This window comes from Humibacter sp. RRB41, from assembly GCF_022761015.1.
GTDB lineage: Bacteria > Actinomycetota > Actinomycetes > Actinomycetales > Microbacteriaceae > Humibacter.
Map to the genome: position 1 here is coordinate 1155232 of NZ_JAKWJQ010000001.1, position 17279 is coordinate 1172510.

Genomic DNA, 17279 nt, shown 5'->3' on the forward strand with positions numbered 1-17279 from the left:
CTGTCGGTGCGTTCCCTGTCGGTGCGTTCGCAAAACCCTTAGGCGATGTGCTCGACGACGTACTCGATCGACCTGATCAACTGGCGAACATCGTCCGGGTCGACGGCGGTGAACGTCGCGACGCGGAGCTGGTTGCGGCCGAGCTTGCGGTAGGGCTCGGTGTCGACGATGCCGTTCTCACGGAGCACGGAGGCGATGATGGCGGCATCCACGTCGTCGAAGTCGATCGTGACGACGACCTGAGAGCGGTGCTCGGGGTTCTCGACGAACGGATGCGCATACCCGACCGACTCCGCCCAGTCGTACAGAGCGCCCGACGACTCACGCGTGCGCGACGACGCCCAGGCCAGCCCGCCTCCGTCGTTGATCCACGTGACCTGCTCGTCGAGCATGATCAGCGTTGCAAGGGCGGGCGTGTTCAGAGTCTGATTGAGGCGCGAGTTGTCGACGGCCTGCTTGAGGCTCAGGAAGTCCGGGATGTAGCGACCGGATGCCGCCACCTCCTCCACTCGCTCCAGCGCCGCAGGCGAGAACAGAGCCAGCCACAGCCCGCCGTCTGATGCGAAGTTCTTCTGCGGGGCGAAGTAGTAGACATCCGCCTCGGACGTCGTGAAGTCGATGCCGCCTGCCGCACTCGTCGCGTCGACGACGGTGAGGGCGCCGGGGTCGCCGTTCACGCGGCGTACCGGAGCCATGACTCCGGTGGAGGTCTCGTTGTGCGGCCAGGCGTAGACGTCGACGCCCTCGACCGGTTCCGGTGTGCTGCGCGAGCCGACAGGAGCATCGATGACGTGGGGTGCAGCAAGCCACGGTGCACTCGCGGCCTTGGCGAACTTCTGGCTGAACTCGCCGTAGACGAGATTCTCGGCGCGGTTCTCGATGAGGCCGAACGCCGCGGCATCCCAGAACGCGCTGGATCCACCATTGCCGAGGATCACCTCGTAGCCCTCCGGGAGGTCGAACAACGAGGCCAATCCTTCGCGCACACGCCCCACAAGGGCACGCACCGGAGCCTGTCGGTGCGACGTTCCGAGGAGGGAGGACTGTGCCTCGACCAGAGCGGCGACCTGGGCCGGTCGCACCCTCGAAGGACCGCTGCCGAAACGGCCGTCCGCGGGCAGAAGGGTCTCGGGAATCGCGATCACGGCCATGGTGTTAAGTCTAGTCAGCGCGCCGACGGCCGCTGGCGAACGGCGTTCAGAAGGGCGGGCGCGCGCCGGTAGGCTTGGACCGCCGACGCGCGGCGCCGACAAAGGAACACTAGGGGAAGCGATGACGGATCTCGTCGACACCACCGAGATGTATCTGCGTACCATCCTCGATCTCGAGGAGGAGGACATCGTTCCCCTGCGTGCGCGCATTTCGGAGCGGCTCGGACACTCCGGGCCCACCGTGTCGCAGACCGTTGCCCGTATGGAGCGCGATGGTCTCGTGATCGTGTCGGGTGACAGGCACCTCGAATTGACGTCAGAGGGCCGGCGCAGGGCCGTGCACGTGATGCGCAAGCACCGCCTGGCCGAACGATTGCTCTCCGATGTGATCGGTCTCGAGTGGGAGTTCGTGCACGAAGAGGCCTGCCGGTGGGAGCACGTGATGAGCGAGCAGGTCGAGCACAAGATCCTCGACATTCTCGGGCACCCGACCGAAACGCCGTACGGCACCCCGATCCCGAAGATCGAAGATCAGGGAATCGACCTCCACCGGGTCTTCCTCGACGGTGTTCGCAACATCGTGGATGTCACGGCCGACACCGATGAGACCATCACCGCCACGATCAGGCGTCTCGGCGAGCCCGTGCAGTTCGAGCCAGCATTGCTCACCCAGCTGCGGCAGGCGGGAGTCTTTCCCGGGTCGACAGGCGTCTTCTCGCGGGCAGGCTCCTACGTCGCCGTGCAGATCGACGGCTACCCTGAGGCGATCGAATTGCCGAATGAGGTCGCGAGTCACATCTTCGTCGCCGCGTGACGCGGATTTTCGATTCGGCGCGAGCTCGACGTGTCCCTGACTGGGCTCTGCGTCCACAAGCGCAAACCGATCTTCGGTGCGGTGAAATGCCGTGGAAAACGATGTGACAAAACCATAACGGTCCCGTAGTCTCTTACGAGTCCACAGACCAGAAGCCGGTCGACGGACCGGGTTCAAGACGTTCCACTAGCCCGTCTCTTGAACCAGAGAAGCCGAACTCTTAGGAGATCTCGGACGGGATGGCTCACCTAGTGCCATAGGAGCGCCGGAGGTTCACACCTTGGCAACATTAGGTACAAGCGGTCCTCCCGAAGACCGCAACCCGAGTACTTCAGGCGCCAACGACCCAGCAGTGAACGAAGCGACCGTCGTGTCGCGTCGCAGCCTCAGGACGTCGGATCACGCTCGTGGTGCACGCACGGTGCAGGCTCGCCCTGCTGTCGCCGCACCCGCAGCGAAAGCGCCGGCCGCCAAGCGCAAGCGTCGCATCCGCAGTGGACTCGTCAATCTCGCCGTCATGGCGATTGCAGGCGGTCTCGTTGCGACCATCGCGATCCCCGCCTACGCGTTCAACCCGGCGAATTCGAACCAGGTGGCGGGCAGCACGTCCGTCATCGACACGCTGAAGAAGACGAACGCGCAGTCCGTGAGCGTCTCGGACTCGGTCAAGGTCGTGGCCGCAACCGGTGACAAGTTCAGCGCAACGACGGAGCAGCAGCTCGCCGACAAGAAGGCCGCTGCGCAGGCTGCCGCAGAGCAGGCCGCTGCGGCCCAGCAGATGCAGGCATACGCCGCCGCCTACAGCGGACCGAGTGCCGCCGACTATCTGGCCAATCCGCCCTACCCGAACTTCAGTCTCGCGCAGGTGTTCGCCGTTGCGCAGCAGTACATCGGGGTGCCGTACGTGTACGGAGGCTCCACCCCGGCGGGCTTCGACTGCTCGGGCTACGTGATGTTCGTCTATGCGCAGTTCGGCGTCTCGTTGCCGCATTCCGCGACGGCGATCAGTGACGGCGGCACGCGCATCTCGATCGCGGATGCCGTACCCGGCGACGTGATCGCGATGGGTTCCCACGTCGGTTTCTACGCGGGCAACGGCAACATCCTCGATGCTCCCGACGTCGGCCGCAGCATCAGCATCCGTCCGCTCTGGACAAATGACTACTGGGTCGTGCGCTACGGCATCTAACCTTCCGCCCTGCGGAACGTCGAGGTGAAATCTCGGTGTCCGCAAGGCGTCGCAGCCAGCGATCGGCGTGCCACAAAGGCGTGACACGTCGATCCTGCGTTAGATTGATGCCTTGACATCGTTCGTCTGCTTCACCGACCCGGGAGGATCCCCGCATGGGAACCATGCGGCATCACAGCCACCACTGCTTCCACCACCACTGTGCGTGGAATTGCTAGGCGTCGTCTTTGTGACGGCGCCTTTTTTGTTGTCTGTGGGATGCCCCGAGCGGGTGATGCAGTCGCGCGCGAGAACCCGGAAAGCCATTCCGGTCGATCGAAAGGACGTCCATGCGCACACTGGTGCTGAACGCGGGATATGAGCCGCTGGCGGTCGTGAGCTTCAAGCGAGCCCTGGCGCTCGTGATGAACTCGAAGGCGACGGTCGTCGAGGTGGATGCCGAGCATCCGGTCTGGGGAATCACCTCCGTCTACGACAGACCGTCGGTCATCCTGCTCACCCGCTACGTGCACCTGCCGCACGGGAGGGCGGTGCCCGTGTCGCGGCGCGGCGTTCTGCGGCGTGATGGTCACCGCTGTGCGTACTGCAGCAGGTCGGCGTCGACGATCGATCACGTGCTGCCGAAGTCGCGCGGGGGAGCCGACAGCTGGGACAACCTCGTCGCCTGCTGCCTGCGCTGCAACAACGTGAAGGGCGATCGCACGGCGACCGAGATGGGCTGGTCGCTCGCGTTCACGCCACGGATGCCGCACGACCCGGCCTGGATGGTGCGCGGCGTGGAGCACGCGCTGCCCGAGTGGCAGGGCTACTTGGCGCCGGCGGCCTGAGCTCACGGATGCCCGTACCGCCGGCCGGCGCCCGCTAAGCTTGACGGGCCAGCCTCTGTAGCTCAATGGAAGAGCAGTTCCGTCCTAAGGAAACGGTTGGGGGTTCGAGTCCCTCCAGGGGCACCTATTTATCTGCTTGACCAGGCATTGGTTTTCGGATTCGGTTTCCGATTGTGCCCGGCGCTCCGGGTTGAAGCTCCCGTGCAGGAGTCCACGTTCATCACCTCGTGGCGCGACTTTGGCGTGGCCCGGGCTCGGGCCAAGATCTATCGCGGACGTTGCCTCCGGGCCTCGCCCGAGGGCGCAACAATCTCACCGGCGGTCTAACCCGTGGGGCTGTTCCGTTCGCGCAAGTTTCGCTCGGCGGTGCGGACACTCGACAGCGCGTCTCCGCGGCCGCGAGCTGTCCCGGTGTCATGCGCGCGGGATGAGGATCAGAGCGCGAGATGCATGATGGTGAGATCGAGCCACCGGCCAAATTTGGTACCGACTTGAGGCAGCGTGCCGATCGTGGCGTATCCGAGGCTTTTGTGCAGCGCGAGAGACGAATGATTGGCGGCCTCGATGTTGGCCACGATCGTGTGCGCTCCAGCGTCTCGGGCGGCGGGGATGAGGGACGTCATGAGTCGGCGTCCGATTCCGCGACCCTGATAGACATCGAGGACGTAGACCGAGTTCTCGACGGTGGGACGATAGCCCTCCTTTTGGTGCCAAGGCCCCCAACAAGCGAACGCGACCACCTGTCCGTCGATCTCGGCGACATACATCGACTGCCGGGCGAGGTGCTCGGCCAGCCAAGCTCGAGCTTCGGTGATGGTCTGGGTACGCGAGGTCCAGATCGCCGTGGTCTGGTCGATCGCACGGTTGCGGATGGTTCGGATCGCCCTGGCGTCGCGCTCTCCCGCGATACGAACGCCTGTTTCTGATAATGGATTCACGTCTACTAAAGTAGAGCACATGTTGAGTGAACGTATCCGCTCCGAACGCGCCCAGCGGGAATGGTCGCTCACGCGACTGGCTGAGGTATCGGGGGTATCGCGAGCAATGATCAGCAAGATCGAGCGGGGACAGAGCAGCCCGACGGCGGTAATTCTGGGCAGGCTTTCGGCTGCCCTCGAGGTCAGCGTCTCCGATTTGCTGGCGCCGACGGCAAAACCAGCGGCGGGAAGTGTGCGCCGCGACGACGAGAGGTCGGATTGGACCGATCCCGAGACCGGGTATCTACGTCGCCAGATCTCGGCGCCTGAGTTTGGCGCCGATGTCACCGAGGTGTTGCTTCCGGCGGGCGCACGGATTGGTTACCCGGCAGCGGCCTTCGCATTCATCGATCAGCTGCTCTGGATCCTCGACGGGCGACTCACACTCGGCGACGGCTCGGCCGTGCTGCAGCTCAACGCGGGTGACACGCTGCAACTCGGACCCCCAACGGCGCGGGAGTTCTCCAACGAAACCCTCACGCCCTGCCGTTACGTGGTTGTCGTCCTCCGAAAACCCAGCGCATGAGCTGCGGCACGTCGCTCCTGACGCCACGTTTCGACGCGAGTCAACCGTCGAGACCAATTCCGCATACAGATCCCTCGTCGGGTCCACTTGCGTGGTGGGTTCGCCGGCAGCCATTCGTCGAGTCGCGTCTCGAAGAGTGGCTGCGCCGTCGAGCGGAATGAGCGTGCGTTCGTCCCGCATCACGGTTCGCGGGTCCGACTATCGCGCTCGACGGTACGGCCGATGGAAACTTCCCCGCGACAGACGGCAAGGCGAGCAACACGCGCTTCACCGGCGCCTACGAGCATCGCCAGGTCGCGGACGCCGACCACAATCTTCCGCGAGAGCGCCCCGAGGAATTCGCACGAGCGGTTGTCGACGTGATGGCGCTCGGCGGCCCTGCCGCACCCCGGCTGGCCGCCGTCAGCCCGTCACCCGCGCACCTGTCTCCGCGAGGACGCGGATGATCTCTTCGACACGCACCTTGGCGTCGCCGAAGAGCATGTGGGCGTTGTCCCGGTAGAACAGCGGGTTCGGAACACCGGCATAGCCGGATGCCATGGAGCGCTTGAATACGACGACGTCATCGGCCTTCCACACCTCCAGCACCGGCATACCGGCGATGGGGCTGTTCGGCTCTTCCGTCGCCGCCGGGTTGACCGTGTCGTTCGCTCCGATGACGAGGACCACCGAGGTTCCGGGGAAGTCCTCGTTGATCTCATCCAGTTCGAGCACGATGTCGTAGGGCACCCTCGCCTCGGCGAGGAGCACGTTCATGTGACCCGGGAGCCTGCCGGCGACGGGATGGATGCCGAAACGCACCTCGATTCCGCGACTCCTGAGCGATCGTGCGAGCTCGGCGACCGGGTATTGCGCCTGCGCGACCGCCATGCCGAAACCCGGCGTGATGATGACCGACGTGGCGTTCGCGAGCAGCTGCGCCGTCTCGACGACGGTGGTCTCGTGGTATTCGCCGGTCTCTTCGGCCGCGCCCTTCGACGGCGCCGCGATGCCGTAGCCACCGAAGATGACGCTGAGGAACGAGCGGTTCATCGCCTTGCACATGATGTAGCTCAGGTAGGCACCGGAGGAGCCGACGAGGGCACCCGTGATGATCAGCAGGTCGTTGTCGAGCAGGAATCCTGATGCCGCGGCAGCCCATCCCGAGTAGCTGTTGAGCATCGAGATGACCACGGGCATGTCACCGCCGCCGATGGAGGCAACGAGGTGCCAGCCCAGCAGCAGTGCGATCACCGTCACGACGATCAGGAGCCAGAGGGCCGGAGTGATGACGAACCACACGGTGACGGCGACGAACAGCACGAGCGCTGCGATGTTCAGCGCGTTTCGGCCGGGCAGCACCAGCGGCGCCGACTTCATGCGAGCAGACAACTTGAGGAACGCGACGATGGAGCCGGTGAACGTCACCGCGCCGATGAAGACTCCGATGAAGATCTCGGCGCGATGGACGCCGACGAGGTCACTCGCGATCGGAGCAGACTCGAGGTAACCGTTCCAGCCGATCAGAACGGCAGCGAGACCGACGAACGAGTGCATCAGGGCGATGAATTGCGGCATCCCGGTCATCTGCACCTTGGCCGCCCTGATGAGACCGATCGTCCCGCCGACGATGAGCGCGACTATCAGGATGACGATGCCGGCCCACGTCGATCCCTCGATCACGAGGGCCAACGTCGCCAGAATGGCGATGGCCATACCCGCCATGCCGTAGACGACACCCGCGCGGGCCGTCTCGTGCTTGGAGAGCCCCGCGAGGGCGAGGATGAACAGGATCGCCGCGACGACATAGGCGGCTGCTGCGATGGCGGCGGTGACGTCGGTCATGGTGGCCTCAGTCCTTCCTGAACATGCCGAGCATGCGCCTGGTCACGGCGAAGCCGCCGAAGATGTTGATGGAGACGAGAAGCACGGCGACACCCCCGATGATCCGCGTCACGGGATTGTCGATCGCCAACTGGAGCATGGCACCGACGACGACGACACCGCTGATCGCGTTCGTCACGCTCATCAGCGGCGTGTGCAACGCGTGGTGCACCTTGCCGATCACATAGAAGCCGATGACGATCGCCAGGATCAGAACGGTGAAATGCTGCGGCAACGGCGGCGGGGCGAACGAGACGAGAGCGAGCAAAGCGGCGAGACCCACAGCGATGAGCGCCCCTCTGGCGCCTGCGGAGAAGGAACGGTTCTGCGGCGTGGGCGCCTGCGTCTGGACAGCCACAGTCGAGGGCGCTGCAGACACGCTGACCGGGGGAGGCGGATAGAGCCGCTCACCGTTGCGCGCCACGGTGATCGCCCTCTGGATGACGTCATCGAGATCGAGCACGAGATTGCCGTCCTTGCCGGGAGTCAGCAACGTGAGCAGGTTGACGAGATTCTGGCCGTAGAGCTGCGAGGCCTGCGCGGGAAGCCTGCGGGCGAGATCCGTATACCCGATGATCGTGACGCCGTTCGACGTCAAGGTCTTCTCGCCGGGGACGGTGCCCTCCACATTGCCGCCGTTCGCCGCCGCGAGATCGACGATCACCGATCCCGACCGCATCGATGCGACATCTTCAGAGGTGATGAGGACCGGCGCGCGACGTCCGGGAATGTTCGCCGTCGTGATGATGATGTCGACATCCGTTGCCTGGGCGGCGTACAGCCGTGCTGCCGCCGCGTCGAAATCCGCGCTGGTCGCCTTCGCGTAGCCGTCGGAAGACTGCTCGACGTCGACTTCGACGGCCAGGTATGTGCCTCCGATCGACCTGACCTGATCGGCCACCTCCGGGCGTGGGTCGGTGGCGCGAACGATCGCCCCGAGCGCGGATGCCGCTCCGATCGCGGCGAGTCCTGCGACCCCGGCGCCGGCGACGAGCACTTTCGCAGGCGGCACCTTGCCGGCCGCCGTCACCTGACCGGTGAAGAATCGGCCGAACTCGTTGGCGGCCTCGATGACGGCGCGATATCCGGCGATGTTCGCCGTCGACGAGAGCACATCCATCGTCTGGGCGCGGGAGATGCGCGGCACCGTGTCGACGGAAAGGGCGGTGATCGGCAGCGCGACGAGCTTCTCGACCATCTCAGGGTTCAGGCCGGGACCCAGCCAGGACACCAGGGTGGCACCGCTCGCCAGGAGACTCAGTTCATCGTCACCCGGCGCGTTCACGCTCAGGACGACATCCGATCCCCACGCCGTGTTCTTGTCGACGATGCGGCCGCCGGCTGCTGTGTAGCCGACATCCGGATAGCTCGAGGGCGATCCAGCGCCCGTCTGCACGACGACCTCGTAGCCCAGCTTCAAGAGCTGCCGAACTGTCGACGGTGTGGCGGAGACCCTGGTCTCGCCGACGGCGGATTCGGCGACGATTCCGATGCGCATCACGGTCTCCTTCGAACACTCAGCTCGATCAGTACATCAGACGGGACGCGGGCTGCGCAGGCGCGAGCCGGCCATCGTGTACCGGGATGCCCGTCACCTGTGAACCTGTTCACGAAATTCTTTGCCCACTCTGCAAAAATGCACGATCTGTAAACTTGCACAACCTGCAACAGAGGTTTATTGTTGCACTGCCTGCAAGAAATTGCCCGCCAGTGTCGGCGCCCGGCCGCCGACGATCACGGCCATGGGTGCCGCGCGTGAATCTCCACTCGTCATCCGAAGGGCTCGCATGTCCACCACCACCGCTCGGGCGCAGACCTCCCCGGTCCCCACGTCCGGATCGAAGCCGATCATGACGCATCGGCAGATCCTTCTCGTCATCTACGGCCTGATGGCCGGCATGTTCCTGTCGTCTCTCGACCAGACCATCGTCGGCACGGCCATTCGCACCATCGGCGACGACCTGAACGGTCTCGATCAGCAGGCGTGGGTGACCACGGCCTACCTGATCACGTCGACGATCACCGTGCCGCTCTACGGCAAGCTGTCCGACGTCTTCGGCAGGCGCCCGCTCTTCATCTTCGGCATCGTCGTGTTCATCCTGGGCTCGCTCCTGTCGTCGTTCTCGACCTCGATGCTCATGCTGGCCGCGTTCCGTGCCTTCCAAGGCCTCGGCGCCGGCGCCATGATGTCGCTGCCGCTGGCGATCATGGGCGACATCCTCGCGCCGCGCGAGCGCGCCAAGTATCAGGGCTATTTCTTCGCCGTGTTCGGCATCTCGACCGTCATCGGACCGCTCATCGGCGGACTGTTCGCCGGTGCCAGCCAGATCCTCTGGGTCTCAGGATGGCGCTGGGTGTTCCTCATCAACGTGCCGGTCGGCATCATCGCGCTTCTGATGGTGATCGCGTTCCTGCACCTGCCGAAGGTGGCGAAGAAGGCCACGAAGCCCCGCATCGACTGGTGGGGTGCCACATTCGTCATCGTGGCGCTGGTTCCGCTGCTCCTCGTGGCAGAGCAGGGACGCACCTGGGGCTGGGGCTCCGCGGGATCGATCGCGTGCTACGTGGTCGGCGGCGCAGGCATCCTCGCGTTCATCATCATCGAGGGCCTCATGAAGGATGATGCGATCATCCCGCTGAAGTTGTTCCGCTCCGGAACCTTCTCGATGGCCACGGTGCTCGGCGTGCTCGTCGGGTTCGGGATGTTCGGCGCCATGCTGACGATTCCGCTCTACCTTCAGATCGTGGTCGGACTCAGTCCGACGGCGTCCGGATTCGCCCTGATCCCCATGGTCGTCGGCCTGATGATCGCGGCGTTGTCCTCAGGCCAGATCACCGCTCGCACCGGCAAGTACCGCATCTTCCCCGTCACGGGCACGGCGTTCACAGCGGTCGGCTTCGTCTTCCTGACCTTCCTGAAGTACGACAGCCCGCTGTGGTTCCTGATGATCGGGATCTTCATCATCGGTCTCGGCCTCGGCCAGCTCATGCAGACCCTGACACTGGCGAGCCAGAACGCGGTCAGGCCCACAGAGATGGGCGTCGCGAGCAGCGCGTCGACCTTCTTCCGGCAGATCGGTGGAACCCTCGGCACGGCGATCATGCTCTCGGTGCTGTTCTCGGTGCTCCCGGCGAACATCCTGAGCGCCACTGCGGACAAGCCGACGCTCACGGCGGCCCTCGACGCTGCCCTCAACCCCACTGTGGCGACCGCCTCGGAGAACAAGGCGATCATGAAGCAGCTGTGGAACCCGATCGTCGACCCGATCAAGACGAATGTGCAGAAGCAGCTCGACTCGGGAGCCGCCGCCGCGAAGGCAGCGGCAGACAAGGCCGTGACCGAGCAGGTCACTGCCGCTGTCAACGAGCAGGTCGCAGCCGGTACAGTGCCGGCGGCGGCAGCCCCGACGATCATCGAGCAGCAGGTCGCTGCGGCCTCGCCCGCAGCCGAGAGCGCCGCCCTGACCGCGGTCGCGAATAAGGCCAACGCGAGTGTCGTGGACGGTCGTGTCGAAGTGAACTGGTCGAATGCGACCCAGCGCACCGCCTGGGTGAAAACGCTGACGCCGACCCTGGAGAAGCAGTTCGACAAGAGCGGGGCGAAGTCGACGGCTGCGAGCGACTCGACCAGTGACACGTCGTTCGTCAACGGCGCCGACCCGCGGCTGTCCAAGCCGTTCATGGTCGGCTTCACGCAGTCGGTCGTGCTCGTTTACTGGGTCGGATTCGGCGTGCTCCTGCTGGCGTTCATCCTGACGTGGTTCTTCAAGGTGCCGCCGCTCCGCAAGACGTCAGCCCTGCAGGAGCAGGCGGACGCCGCCGGGATGAGCGAAACCGGATCGATTCAGGTTCAGACGGCCTGACACTTGGGGCTCGGGTGACCGCACCACGGTCGCCCGAGCCCCAAGGTGGGCAGAATGGAAGAACGATGACCAGCCCCCAGCAGCACCAACCCGACACCGAGACGCTGCGCGAACGCAAGAAGCAGCAGACGCGCCAGGCGATCCACGAGGCCGCGCTGCAACTCGTCGACGAAAACGGGCTCGACGGGACGACGATCGAGCAGATCTGCCAGGTGGCCGGCGTCTCGACCCGTACGTTCTTCAACTACTACCAGTCGAAGGCGGCGGCAGCGCTGGGGCTCCCCGACCAGGCGATCTCCGACGACATCATCGCCCAGTTCAGGGCTGCGACAGGTGACCTCATCCCCGCGCTCTGCCAGTTGGTCGGCGACCCGGCCGACCGGCGGATGGACCGGCACCACATGAAAGAGATCATCGGCAAGCGCCCCGAACTGGTTCCCGCATTCACCCAGTGGATGGGATCGGTGCGTGAGCAGTTCATCCAGCTCGCCAGCGAGCGTTCGGCATCACAGGACGTCGCGACGTCGGCCGTGACCCTGGTGATGGCCGGCTTCGGCCTCGCGATGCACGACAAGACGCAGAAGGATGCTCCGGCATCCGAGCGGCTGCTGGAAGCGGTCGACAAGATCGTCGCCGTGCGCGGCGCGGAGCTCGCGCCGCGCGAGTAGTCCTTGCGCCCTGTCAGGCCACGTCGGGGTAGAGCGCGGCCACGCCACCCGCGAGGCCGGCGCGCACGTTGCGGCTGAGCTCGTCGGCGATGATCTCGGTCTCGCCCGACTCGATGCCGTCCACGGCGATGCGGGCAATCTCGGCGGGGTCGAGCTTCGGCGCCTCAATTGCGGACGCGAGATCGGTGTCCATGTAGCCGACGTGAAGTCCGGCCACGCGCGTTCCGTGCTGTGCGAGCTCCTGGCGCAGGCCGTTCGTGAGCGACCACTCCGCCGACTTGGAGGCGCTGTACCCTCCCGACGTCGCCGAGCTGAACCACGAGAGCACGGACAGGATGTTGAGCACGTAGCTCTCCTCGTGCGCCGTGAGTTGCGCGGCGAAGGCGCGCGTGACATCCAGCGTGCCGAAGAAGTTGGTGTCGAACTCACGACGGATGTCGCTGACGCTGCCGGTCAGAAACGCGGCGCCGGTACCGATGCCTGCGTTGTTCACCAGGATGGAGACATCCTGGGCGACAGCAGCCGCCGCGGCGATGGAGTCGAGGTCGGTGACGTCGAGCGCGAGCGGAGTCACGCCGGCGAGATCGACCGACGAGGGGACGCGCGCGCCCGCGTAGACGGTGACGCCGCGATCGCGCAGTTGCTGCGCGATGTGCCGGCCGAGGCCGCGGTTCGCGCCGGTGACGAGTGCCGTTGAACCCTGAAGCTTCATCTGAGTGGTTTCCGTTCCCTGTGTTGGTTTTACCAACTTAGATAAGCAGGCACAAATGCGCAACCGACCGCGAAGCGACGTTAACGGTTCGTGAACGTCTGTTTCATGACTCAGATTTCTATGAACGGAACGTCCATTCTGACGTAGGCTCGCACTCGTGGTCAGGTCCTCGGCAAACGACGTTCCCGTGCTCGTCCTCGATTTCGATGGCACGGTGTGCATCGGCGATGCGCCGGTGTGGGCGTACGCGGATGCCGTGATCGCCGCGATTCCTGCGAACGCGCCGCGCCGCGCCGATGTCGTGGCGGGCATCCGCTCGCGTCTGAGCGCCTTCCTCGGCGGATCGATCGACGCCGGCGTCTACGTCGACGGGTACGCCGCCGTCGCCCTCCTCGCAGCGGCCCACGTCACGAGCGCGCAGCTCGACCGGGCCTACCTGACCAGCCGTCGCGAGCTCGCTTCTGGCGCGCTCGCCGTCTCGGCGCCGCCCGGACTCGCGCGCTTCTTGACCGGGTTCGGCGGCGACGTCGAGCGCGTGCTGGTGACCAACGCACCGGCGACAGGCATCGCCGAGACGCTCGGCATGCTCGATCTGGCCAGCGCGATCGATCGGGTGGTGACGGATGCCGGCAAGCCCGCCGGCTGGGCGCGCATCCTTCCCGAGCTGCTCGCGGGGCGCCCCGCAGAGCGCCTGATGTCGGTGGGCGACATCTGGCGCAACGACCTCGCAGCGGCGGCCGACGCCGGATGTGCGACCGCCCTCATCGACCGCTTCGGCCATCGTGCCGGACCGGCCGACCTCGTCGCGCCGCGGTTCGAGCAGCTGTACCAGGGCATCCGTGAATGGGCCGACGACCCGGCAGCGTTCGCCGGCGAACACCCCCCGACCCCGGACGACGTGGCGACTGCCACGGCGACCGGTCGACCGACCGCCTGACGGCCTCGGCAGCACCTCCACAACTTCACAGTCCTCACGCATCAACGCACCTCCACACACGAAGGAACACGATGAAGATCGCAAAGATGAGCGTCGCGGCGGCCGCCGGCCTCGGCGTCGCTCTGACGCTCGCGCTCAGCGGCTGTGGCGCGACCCAACAGACGACGGCGAACAGCTCGACGAGCGCCGCGTCCGCCGTTTGCGTCGGAAAGTCCGATGAGAAGGCCAAGGCGCCGACCCAGCTCACGCTGGCCCTTGTTCCGTCAGGCGACGCGAACAAGCTGGTCGATACGGTCAAGCCGCTCGAAGAGGCACTGACGAAGCGACTGGGCATCCCGGTCAAGGGCGTCATCACGCAGGATTATCAGGCCGCCGTCGAGGCCATCGGCAGTAATCAGGCACAGATCGGCATGCTGCCGAGCCTGCAGATGAGCCAAGCCTGCGACAAGTACGGCGCCGTGCCCGCACTGCAGACCCAGCGTGCAGGCAAGAGCACCTACGCCGCGCAGTTCTTCACGAACAACCCCGACAAGTACTGCACCGACACTCCGGTCAAGGGTGCGAACGGCATGCTCTACTGCAACGGCACCGAGAGCGGCACCGGCCCAGCCGGGCTGTCGTCGATCAAGAAGATCAAGGGCGCGACTGTCTCGCTCCTGCAGGCGGCCTCCCCAGCCGGTTACATCTTCCCCGTCGCCGCGATGAAGAAGCAGGGACTCGCCCTCAGCGACATCAAGGTGACGCAGGTGACCGCGAATGACGCGAGCGTGCTCGCCGTCTACAACGGCGACGCCGAGGTCGGCACCAGCTACTGGGATGCCCGATCGGTCGTCGAGGGCGACACTCCCGACGTCGGCAAGAAGGTGGTCGTCTTCGCGCTGACCGACGAGATCCCGAACGACGGTGTCTCGATCACCTCAGGGCTGAGCAAGAAGTGGCAGACGAAGATCTCCGACGCGATGAAGGCCTACGCGAAGACACCCGACGGAGTGAAAGCACTGACGGCCATCTACCAGATCACCGGTCTGGTCGACGCAAACCCCGCGAGCCTGCAGAAGACGCAGAAAGCCGCGGCCTCGATCGGCCTCGGCTGATCGGGGGAGGGGCCGGGGTTTCGGGTACCCCGGTCCCTTCGGCGTCTGCGACCGTGTCACAGTTGCACGGTCGCGAAGGCACATCGAGAGCTACGAAAGATGAGCAAGTGAATCAGAACGGTGCAGGCATCCGTTTCGAGCACGTCGGGGTCACCTACCCGAACGGCTACAGCGGTCTGCGCGATGTGGACCTCGCGATCGCGCCGGGCGAGATGGTCGCGGTCGTCGGGCTCTCCGGCGCCGGCAAATCGACTCTCGTGCGCACCATCAACGGGCTCGTGCCGATCACTTCCGGCGAGATCACGGTCGGCGACGTGGGCCTGCACGGACTCCACGGTGCACGCCTGCGCCGCCTGCGCAGCGAGGTCGGCATGGTCTTTCAGAGCTTCAACCTCGCCAAGCGCACCACGGTGCTCAACAACGTGCTGATGGGCAGGCTCCACGGCACCTCTGCATGGCGCACGCTGCTCGCGGCATGGAGGAAGGATGACATCGAGCTCGCCATGCGGGCGCTGGAGCGCGTCGAGATCGTGCAGAAGGCATACGCCAACGCGTCCGAACTCTCCGGCGGTCAGCAGCAGCGCGTCGCCATCGCACGCGCGCTTGCGCAGCGACCGAAGGTGATCCTCGCGGACGAGCCGACGGCATCCCTCGACCCGCCCACCTCGCACGTCGTGATGCGCGACCTGCAGCGCATCAACGCCGAGCTGGGCATCACCGTTGTCGTGAACCTGCACTTCCTCGACCTTGCGCGGCGGTACGGCCAGCGACTCATCGGGCTGCGAGCAGGAGAGATCGTCTACGACGGCCAGGGAACGGATGCCGACGAGAGCGTCTTCGAGGCCATCTACGGACGATCTCTCACCGCAGAGGATGTGCTCCCGAGCCAGCCGGTGGAGTTGTCGTGACCGGCGCCGTCGGAGGCGCGCGGCCGACGAAGCCGCGCACGTGGTGGAAGACGGTCGTCGTACTCGCCGTGATCGCCGGCATCACGGTGTGGTCCTCGATCGCGATCGGCGTCGATGTCTCTGCCATCGCGGAGAACGCACACAACGCGGCGAACACGCTGATCCAGCTGATGCAGCCGGACTACTCCTTCTTCCCGCAGACGCTGCCCGCGCTGCTGCAGACCGTGCAGATGGCGATCATCGCCACGGCGGTCAGCGTCGCGATCGCCCTTCCCGTGTCGTTCTGGGCATCCCGCGCCACCAACCCGAACAGCGTCGCACTGGGGATCGTGCGTTTCATCATGAACGTCGTGCGCAGCGTGCCCGACCTGCTCTACGCATCCCTGTTCGTCACCGTCGTCGGCACCGGCGCGCTGTCGGGCATCTTCGCGCTCGTGCTGTTCAACCTCGGCATCCTGGTGAAGCTCGTCTCCGAGGCTCTCGACGGGCTGGATCGCGGTGGGCAGGAAGCGGCTCTGGCATCGGGCGCGAGCTGGTTCAAGGCCAACCGCCAGGCCATGCTGCCCGAGGTGGCACCCGTCTACATCTCGCAGGCGATCTACGTGCTCGAGCTGAACATCCGTGCGTCGACAGTGATCGGCCTGGTCGGCGCCGGCGGCCTCGGCATGCTCATCGACCAGGTGCGCACGTTCTACCAGTACCACTACCTGAGCCTCATCATTCTGGAGATCCTGGTCATCGTCGTGCTCCTCGAGCTGCTCAGCTCGTTCGCGCGCAGAAGGCTGATCAAGTGACCGCCGTGACGGCGAGGCCGACCGGCACGGGACGGCCGGGCGCGACCGGTCCCACGGCATCCGGTGCGCCGCAGCGTCCGTCGAAACCGCTGCACCTCGGCACCAAGGTGATCTGGGTCGTCGTGACGATCGTCGTTGTCGCCGCGTTCTGGAGCATCGACATCTCATGGGATGCCCTGCTCACGCTGCCGCAGAAGCTCGTGCACTACCTCGGGCTGATGTTCCTGCCTCCCGCCTGGTCGAAGCTGCCGGATGCCCTCGGCGCCACGATGCTGTCGGTCGCGATGGCCTGGTTCGGCACGCTGCTCGGCATCGTCATCTCGTTCCCGCTCAGCCTGCTCGCCACCAGGGGGCTCATGCCCGCCGTCGTGCGCTGGCCGTTGCGCGGGGTGTTCGCCGTGCTGCGCGCTGTTCCCGAGGTCGTGATCGCGGTGCTGATGCTCTCGGTCACGGGTCTCACGGCGTTCACGGGAGCCCTGGCGATCGCCATCGGCTCGATCGGCACACTCGGCAAGTGGGGGTACGAAAGCTTCGAGTCCGTGGATCGCGGCCCGATCGAGGCGGCGACGGCTGCCGGCGCATCCCGGCTTCAGATCATGCGCTGGGGCGTGTGGACGAGCGCGAAGCCCGACGTGTACGCGTTCTGGCTGTACCGGTTCGAGATCAGCGTGCGCGCGTCCGCCATCCTGGGGCTGATCGGTGCAGGCGGCATCGGCAAGATGCTTGTGGACAACATCCAGTTCCGGGTCTGGGATGTGGTCGGCATGCTCATGATCGTCGTCGTGGTCGTGACGATGATCATCGACCAGCTCAGCGGCATGGTGCGCCATCGCATCATCGAGGGCCGTTGGGAGCTTCCCGTCGTCACGGCCTTGCGTCGGCGCTCTGCGAAGCGCGCCAGAAGCGAGTCCGTCGACCTGAAGATCACGGCGGATGACTGAGCGCGACGGCCGATA

The 17279-nt window shown here is 65.6% G+C and carries 16 protein-coding genes and 1 tRNA gene; 12 read left to right on the forward strand and 5 right to left on the reverse strand.

Annotated elements, in window-relative coordinates:
• Positions 1 to 38 precede the first annotated feature (38 nt).
• Positions 39 to 1151 carry a phosphoserine transaminase gene (gene serC, locus MJ603_RS05435; protein WP_243062624.1) on the reverse strand — a complete coding sequence of 371 codons (1113 nt, stop codon included), beginning with the start codon at positions 1149 to 1151 and terminating at the stop codon, positions 39 to 41.
• A gap of 121 nt (positions 1152 to 1272) precedes the next feature.
• Between serC and MJ603_RS05440 the strand changes: the two genes are divergently transcribed.
• The 4 genes from MJ603_RS05440 (at position 1273) to MJ603_RS05455 (ending at position 4104) form a co-directional block, all read left to right on the forward strand.
• Entirely contained in the window at positions 1273 to 1965 is a 693-nt protein-coding gene (locus MJ603_RS05440) for a metal-dependent transcriptional regulator (protein ID WP_243062625.1), read from the forward strand.
• Positions 1966 to 2317: 352 nt separating this feature from the next.
• A complete protein-coding gene (locus MJ603_RS18735; RefSeq protein WP_243062626.1) occupies positions 2318 to 3154 on the forward strand; it encodes a C40 family peptidase in 837 nt (278 codons plus the stop codon).
• A gap of 329 nt (positions 3155 to 3483) precedes the next feature.
• Positions 3484 to 3981, forward strand: coding sequence for an HNH endonuclease (locus MJ603_RS05450; RefSeq protein WP_243062627.1), 498 nt, complete (start codon positions 3484 to 3486; stop codon positions 3979 to 3981).
• A 51-nt stretch (positions 3982 to 4032) separates the two neighbouring features.
• Positions 4033 to 4104: transfer RNA gene (locus MJ603_RS05455), tRNA-Arg, on the forward strand.
• Between the two features lie 311 nt (positions 4105 to 4415).
• Here MJ603_RS05455 and MJ603_RS05460 read toward each other — a convergent pair.
• Positions 4416 to 5036 carry a GNAT family N-acetyltransferase gene (locus MJ603_RS05460; RefSeq protein ID WP_243062628.1) on the reverse strand — a complete coding sequence of 207 codons (621 nt, stop codon included), beginning with the start codon at positions 5034 to 5036 and terminating at the stop codon, positions 4416 to 4418.
• On the opposite strand from MJ603_RS05460, the gene MJ603_RS05465 reads away from it, so the two are divergent.
• Complete coding sequence (locus MJ603_RS05465; RefSeq protein ID WP_243062629.1) at positions 4939 to 5484, forward strand: helix-turn-helix transcriptional regulator; 546 nt, start codon at positions 4939 to 4941, stop codon at positions 5482 to 5484. The two genes, MJ603_RS05460 and MJ603_RS05465, sit on opposite strands and share 98 nt — an antisense overlap.
• Positions 5485 to 5886: 402 nt before the next feature.
• On the opposite strand, the gene pntB is transcribed toward MJ603_RS05465, so the two are convergent.
• A complete protein-coding gene (gene pntB / locus MJ603_RS05470; protein ID WP_243062630.1) occupies positions 5887 to 7308 on the reverse strand; it encodes a Re/Si-specific NAD(P)(+) transhydrogenase subunit beta in 1422 nt (473 codons plus the stop codon).
• Between the two features lie 7 nt (positions 7309 to 7315).
• On the reverse strand, positions 7316 to 8848 hold the full coding sequence (locus tag MJ603_RS05475; protein ID WP_374230827.1) for a Re/Si-specific NAD(P)(+) transhydrogenase subunit alpha: 1533 nt from the start codon (positions 8846 to 8848) through the stop codon (positions 7316 to 7318).
• 286 nt (positions 8849 to 9134) lie between these two features.
• Between MJ603_RS05475 and MJ603_RS05480 the strand changes: the two genes are divergently transcribed.
• Positions 9135 to 11210 (forward strand): MDR family MFS transporter, encoded by a 2076-nt coding sequence (locus tag MJ603_RS05480; RefSeq protein ID WP_243062632.1) that lies wholly within the window; start codon positions 9135 to 9137, stop codon positions 11208 to 11210.
• Between the two features lie 65 nt (positions 11211 to 11275).
• Positions 11276 to 11878, forward strand: coding sequence for a TetR/AcrR family transcriptional regulator (locus tag MJ603_RS05485; RefSeq protein WP_243062633.1), 603 nt, complete (start codon positions 11276 to 11278; stop codon positions 11876 to 11878).
• 13 nt (positions 11879 to 11891) lie between these two features.
• On the opposite strand, the gene MJ603_RS05490 is transcribed toward MJ603_RS05485, so the two are convergent.
• Complete coding sequence (locus tag MJ603_RS05490; RefSeq protein ID WP_243062634.1) at positions 11892 to 12590, reverse strand: SDR family oxidoreductase; 699 nt, start codon at positions 12588 to 12590, stop codon at positions 11892 to 11894.
• A 157-nt stretch (positions 12591 to 12747) separates the two neighbouring features.
• Between MJ603_RS05490 and MJ603_RS05495 the strand changes: the two genes are divergently transcribed.
• The 5 genes from MJ603_RS05495 (at position 12748) to phnE (MJ603_RS05515) (ending at position 17264) form a co-directional block, all read left to right on the forward strand.
• Complete coding sequence (locus MJ603_RS05495; protein WP_243062635.1) at positions 12748 to 13527, forward strand: hydrolase; 780 nt, start codon at positions 12748 to 12750, stop codon at positions 13525 to 13527.
• 71 nt (positions 13528 to 13598) lie between these two features.
• Positions 13599 to 14621 (forward strand): phosphate/phosphite/phosphonate ABC transporter substrate-binding protein, encoded by a 1023-nt coding sequence (gene phnD / locus MJ603_RS05500; protein ID WP_243062636.1) that lies wholly within the window; start codon positions 13599 to 13601, stop codon positions 14619 to 14621.
• 107 nt (positions 14622 to 14728) lie between these two features.
• Positions 14729 to 15529, forward strand: a complete 801-nt coding sequence (phnC, locus tag MJ603_RS05505) for a phosphonate ABC transporter ATP-binding protein (protein WP_243062637.1) — start codon at positions 14729 to 14731, stop codon at positions 15527 to 15529.
• A complete protein-coding gene (gene phnE / locus MJ603_RS05510; protein WP_243062638.1) occupies positions 15526 to 16323 on the forward strand; it encodes a phosphonate ABC transporter, permease protein PhnE in 798 nt (265 codons plus the stop codon). The genes phnC and phnE (MJ603_RS05510) overlap by 4 nt, the downstream gene beginning before the upstream one ends.
• The gene (gene phnE / locus MJ603_RS05515; protein ID WP_308220568.1) at positions 16320 to 17264 is read left to right on the forward strand and encodes a phosphonate ABC transporter, permease protein PhnE; all 945 of its coding nucleotides are present in this window, start codon (positions 16320 to 16322) and stop codon (positions 17262 to 17264) included. The genes phnE (MJ603_RS05510) and phnE (MJ603_RS05515) overlap by 4 nt, the downstream gene beginning before the upstream one ends.
• Positions 17265 to 17279: the final 15 nt, after the last annotated feature.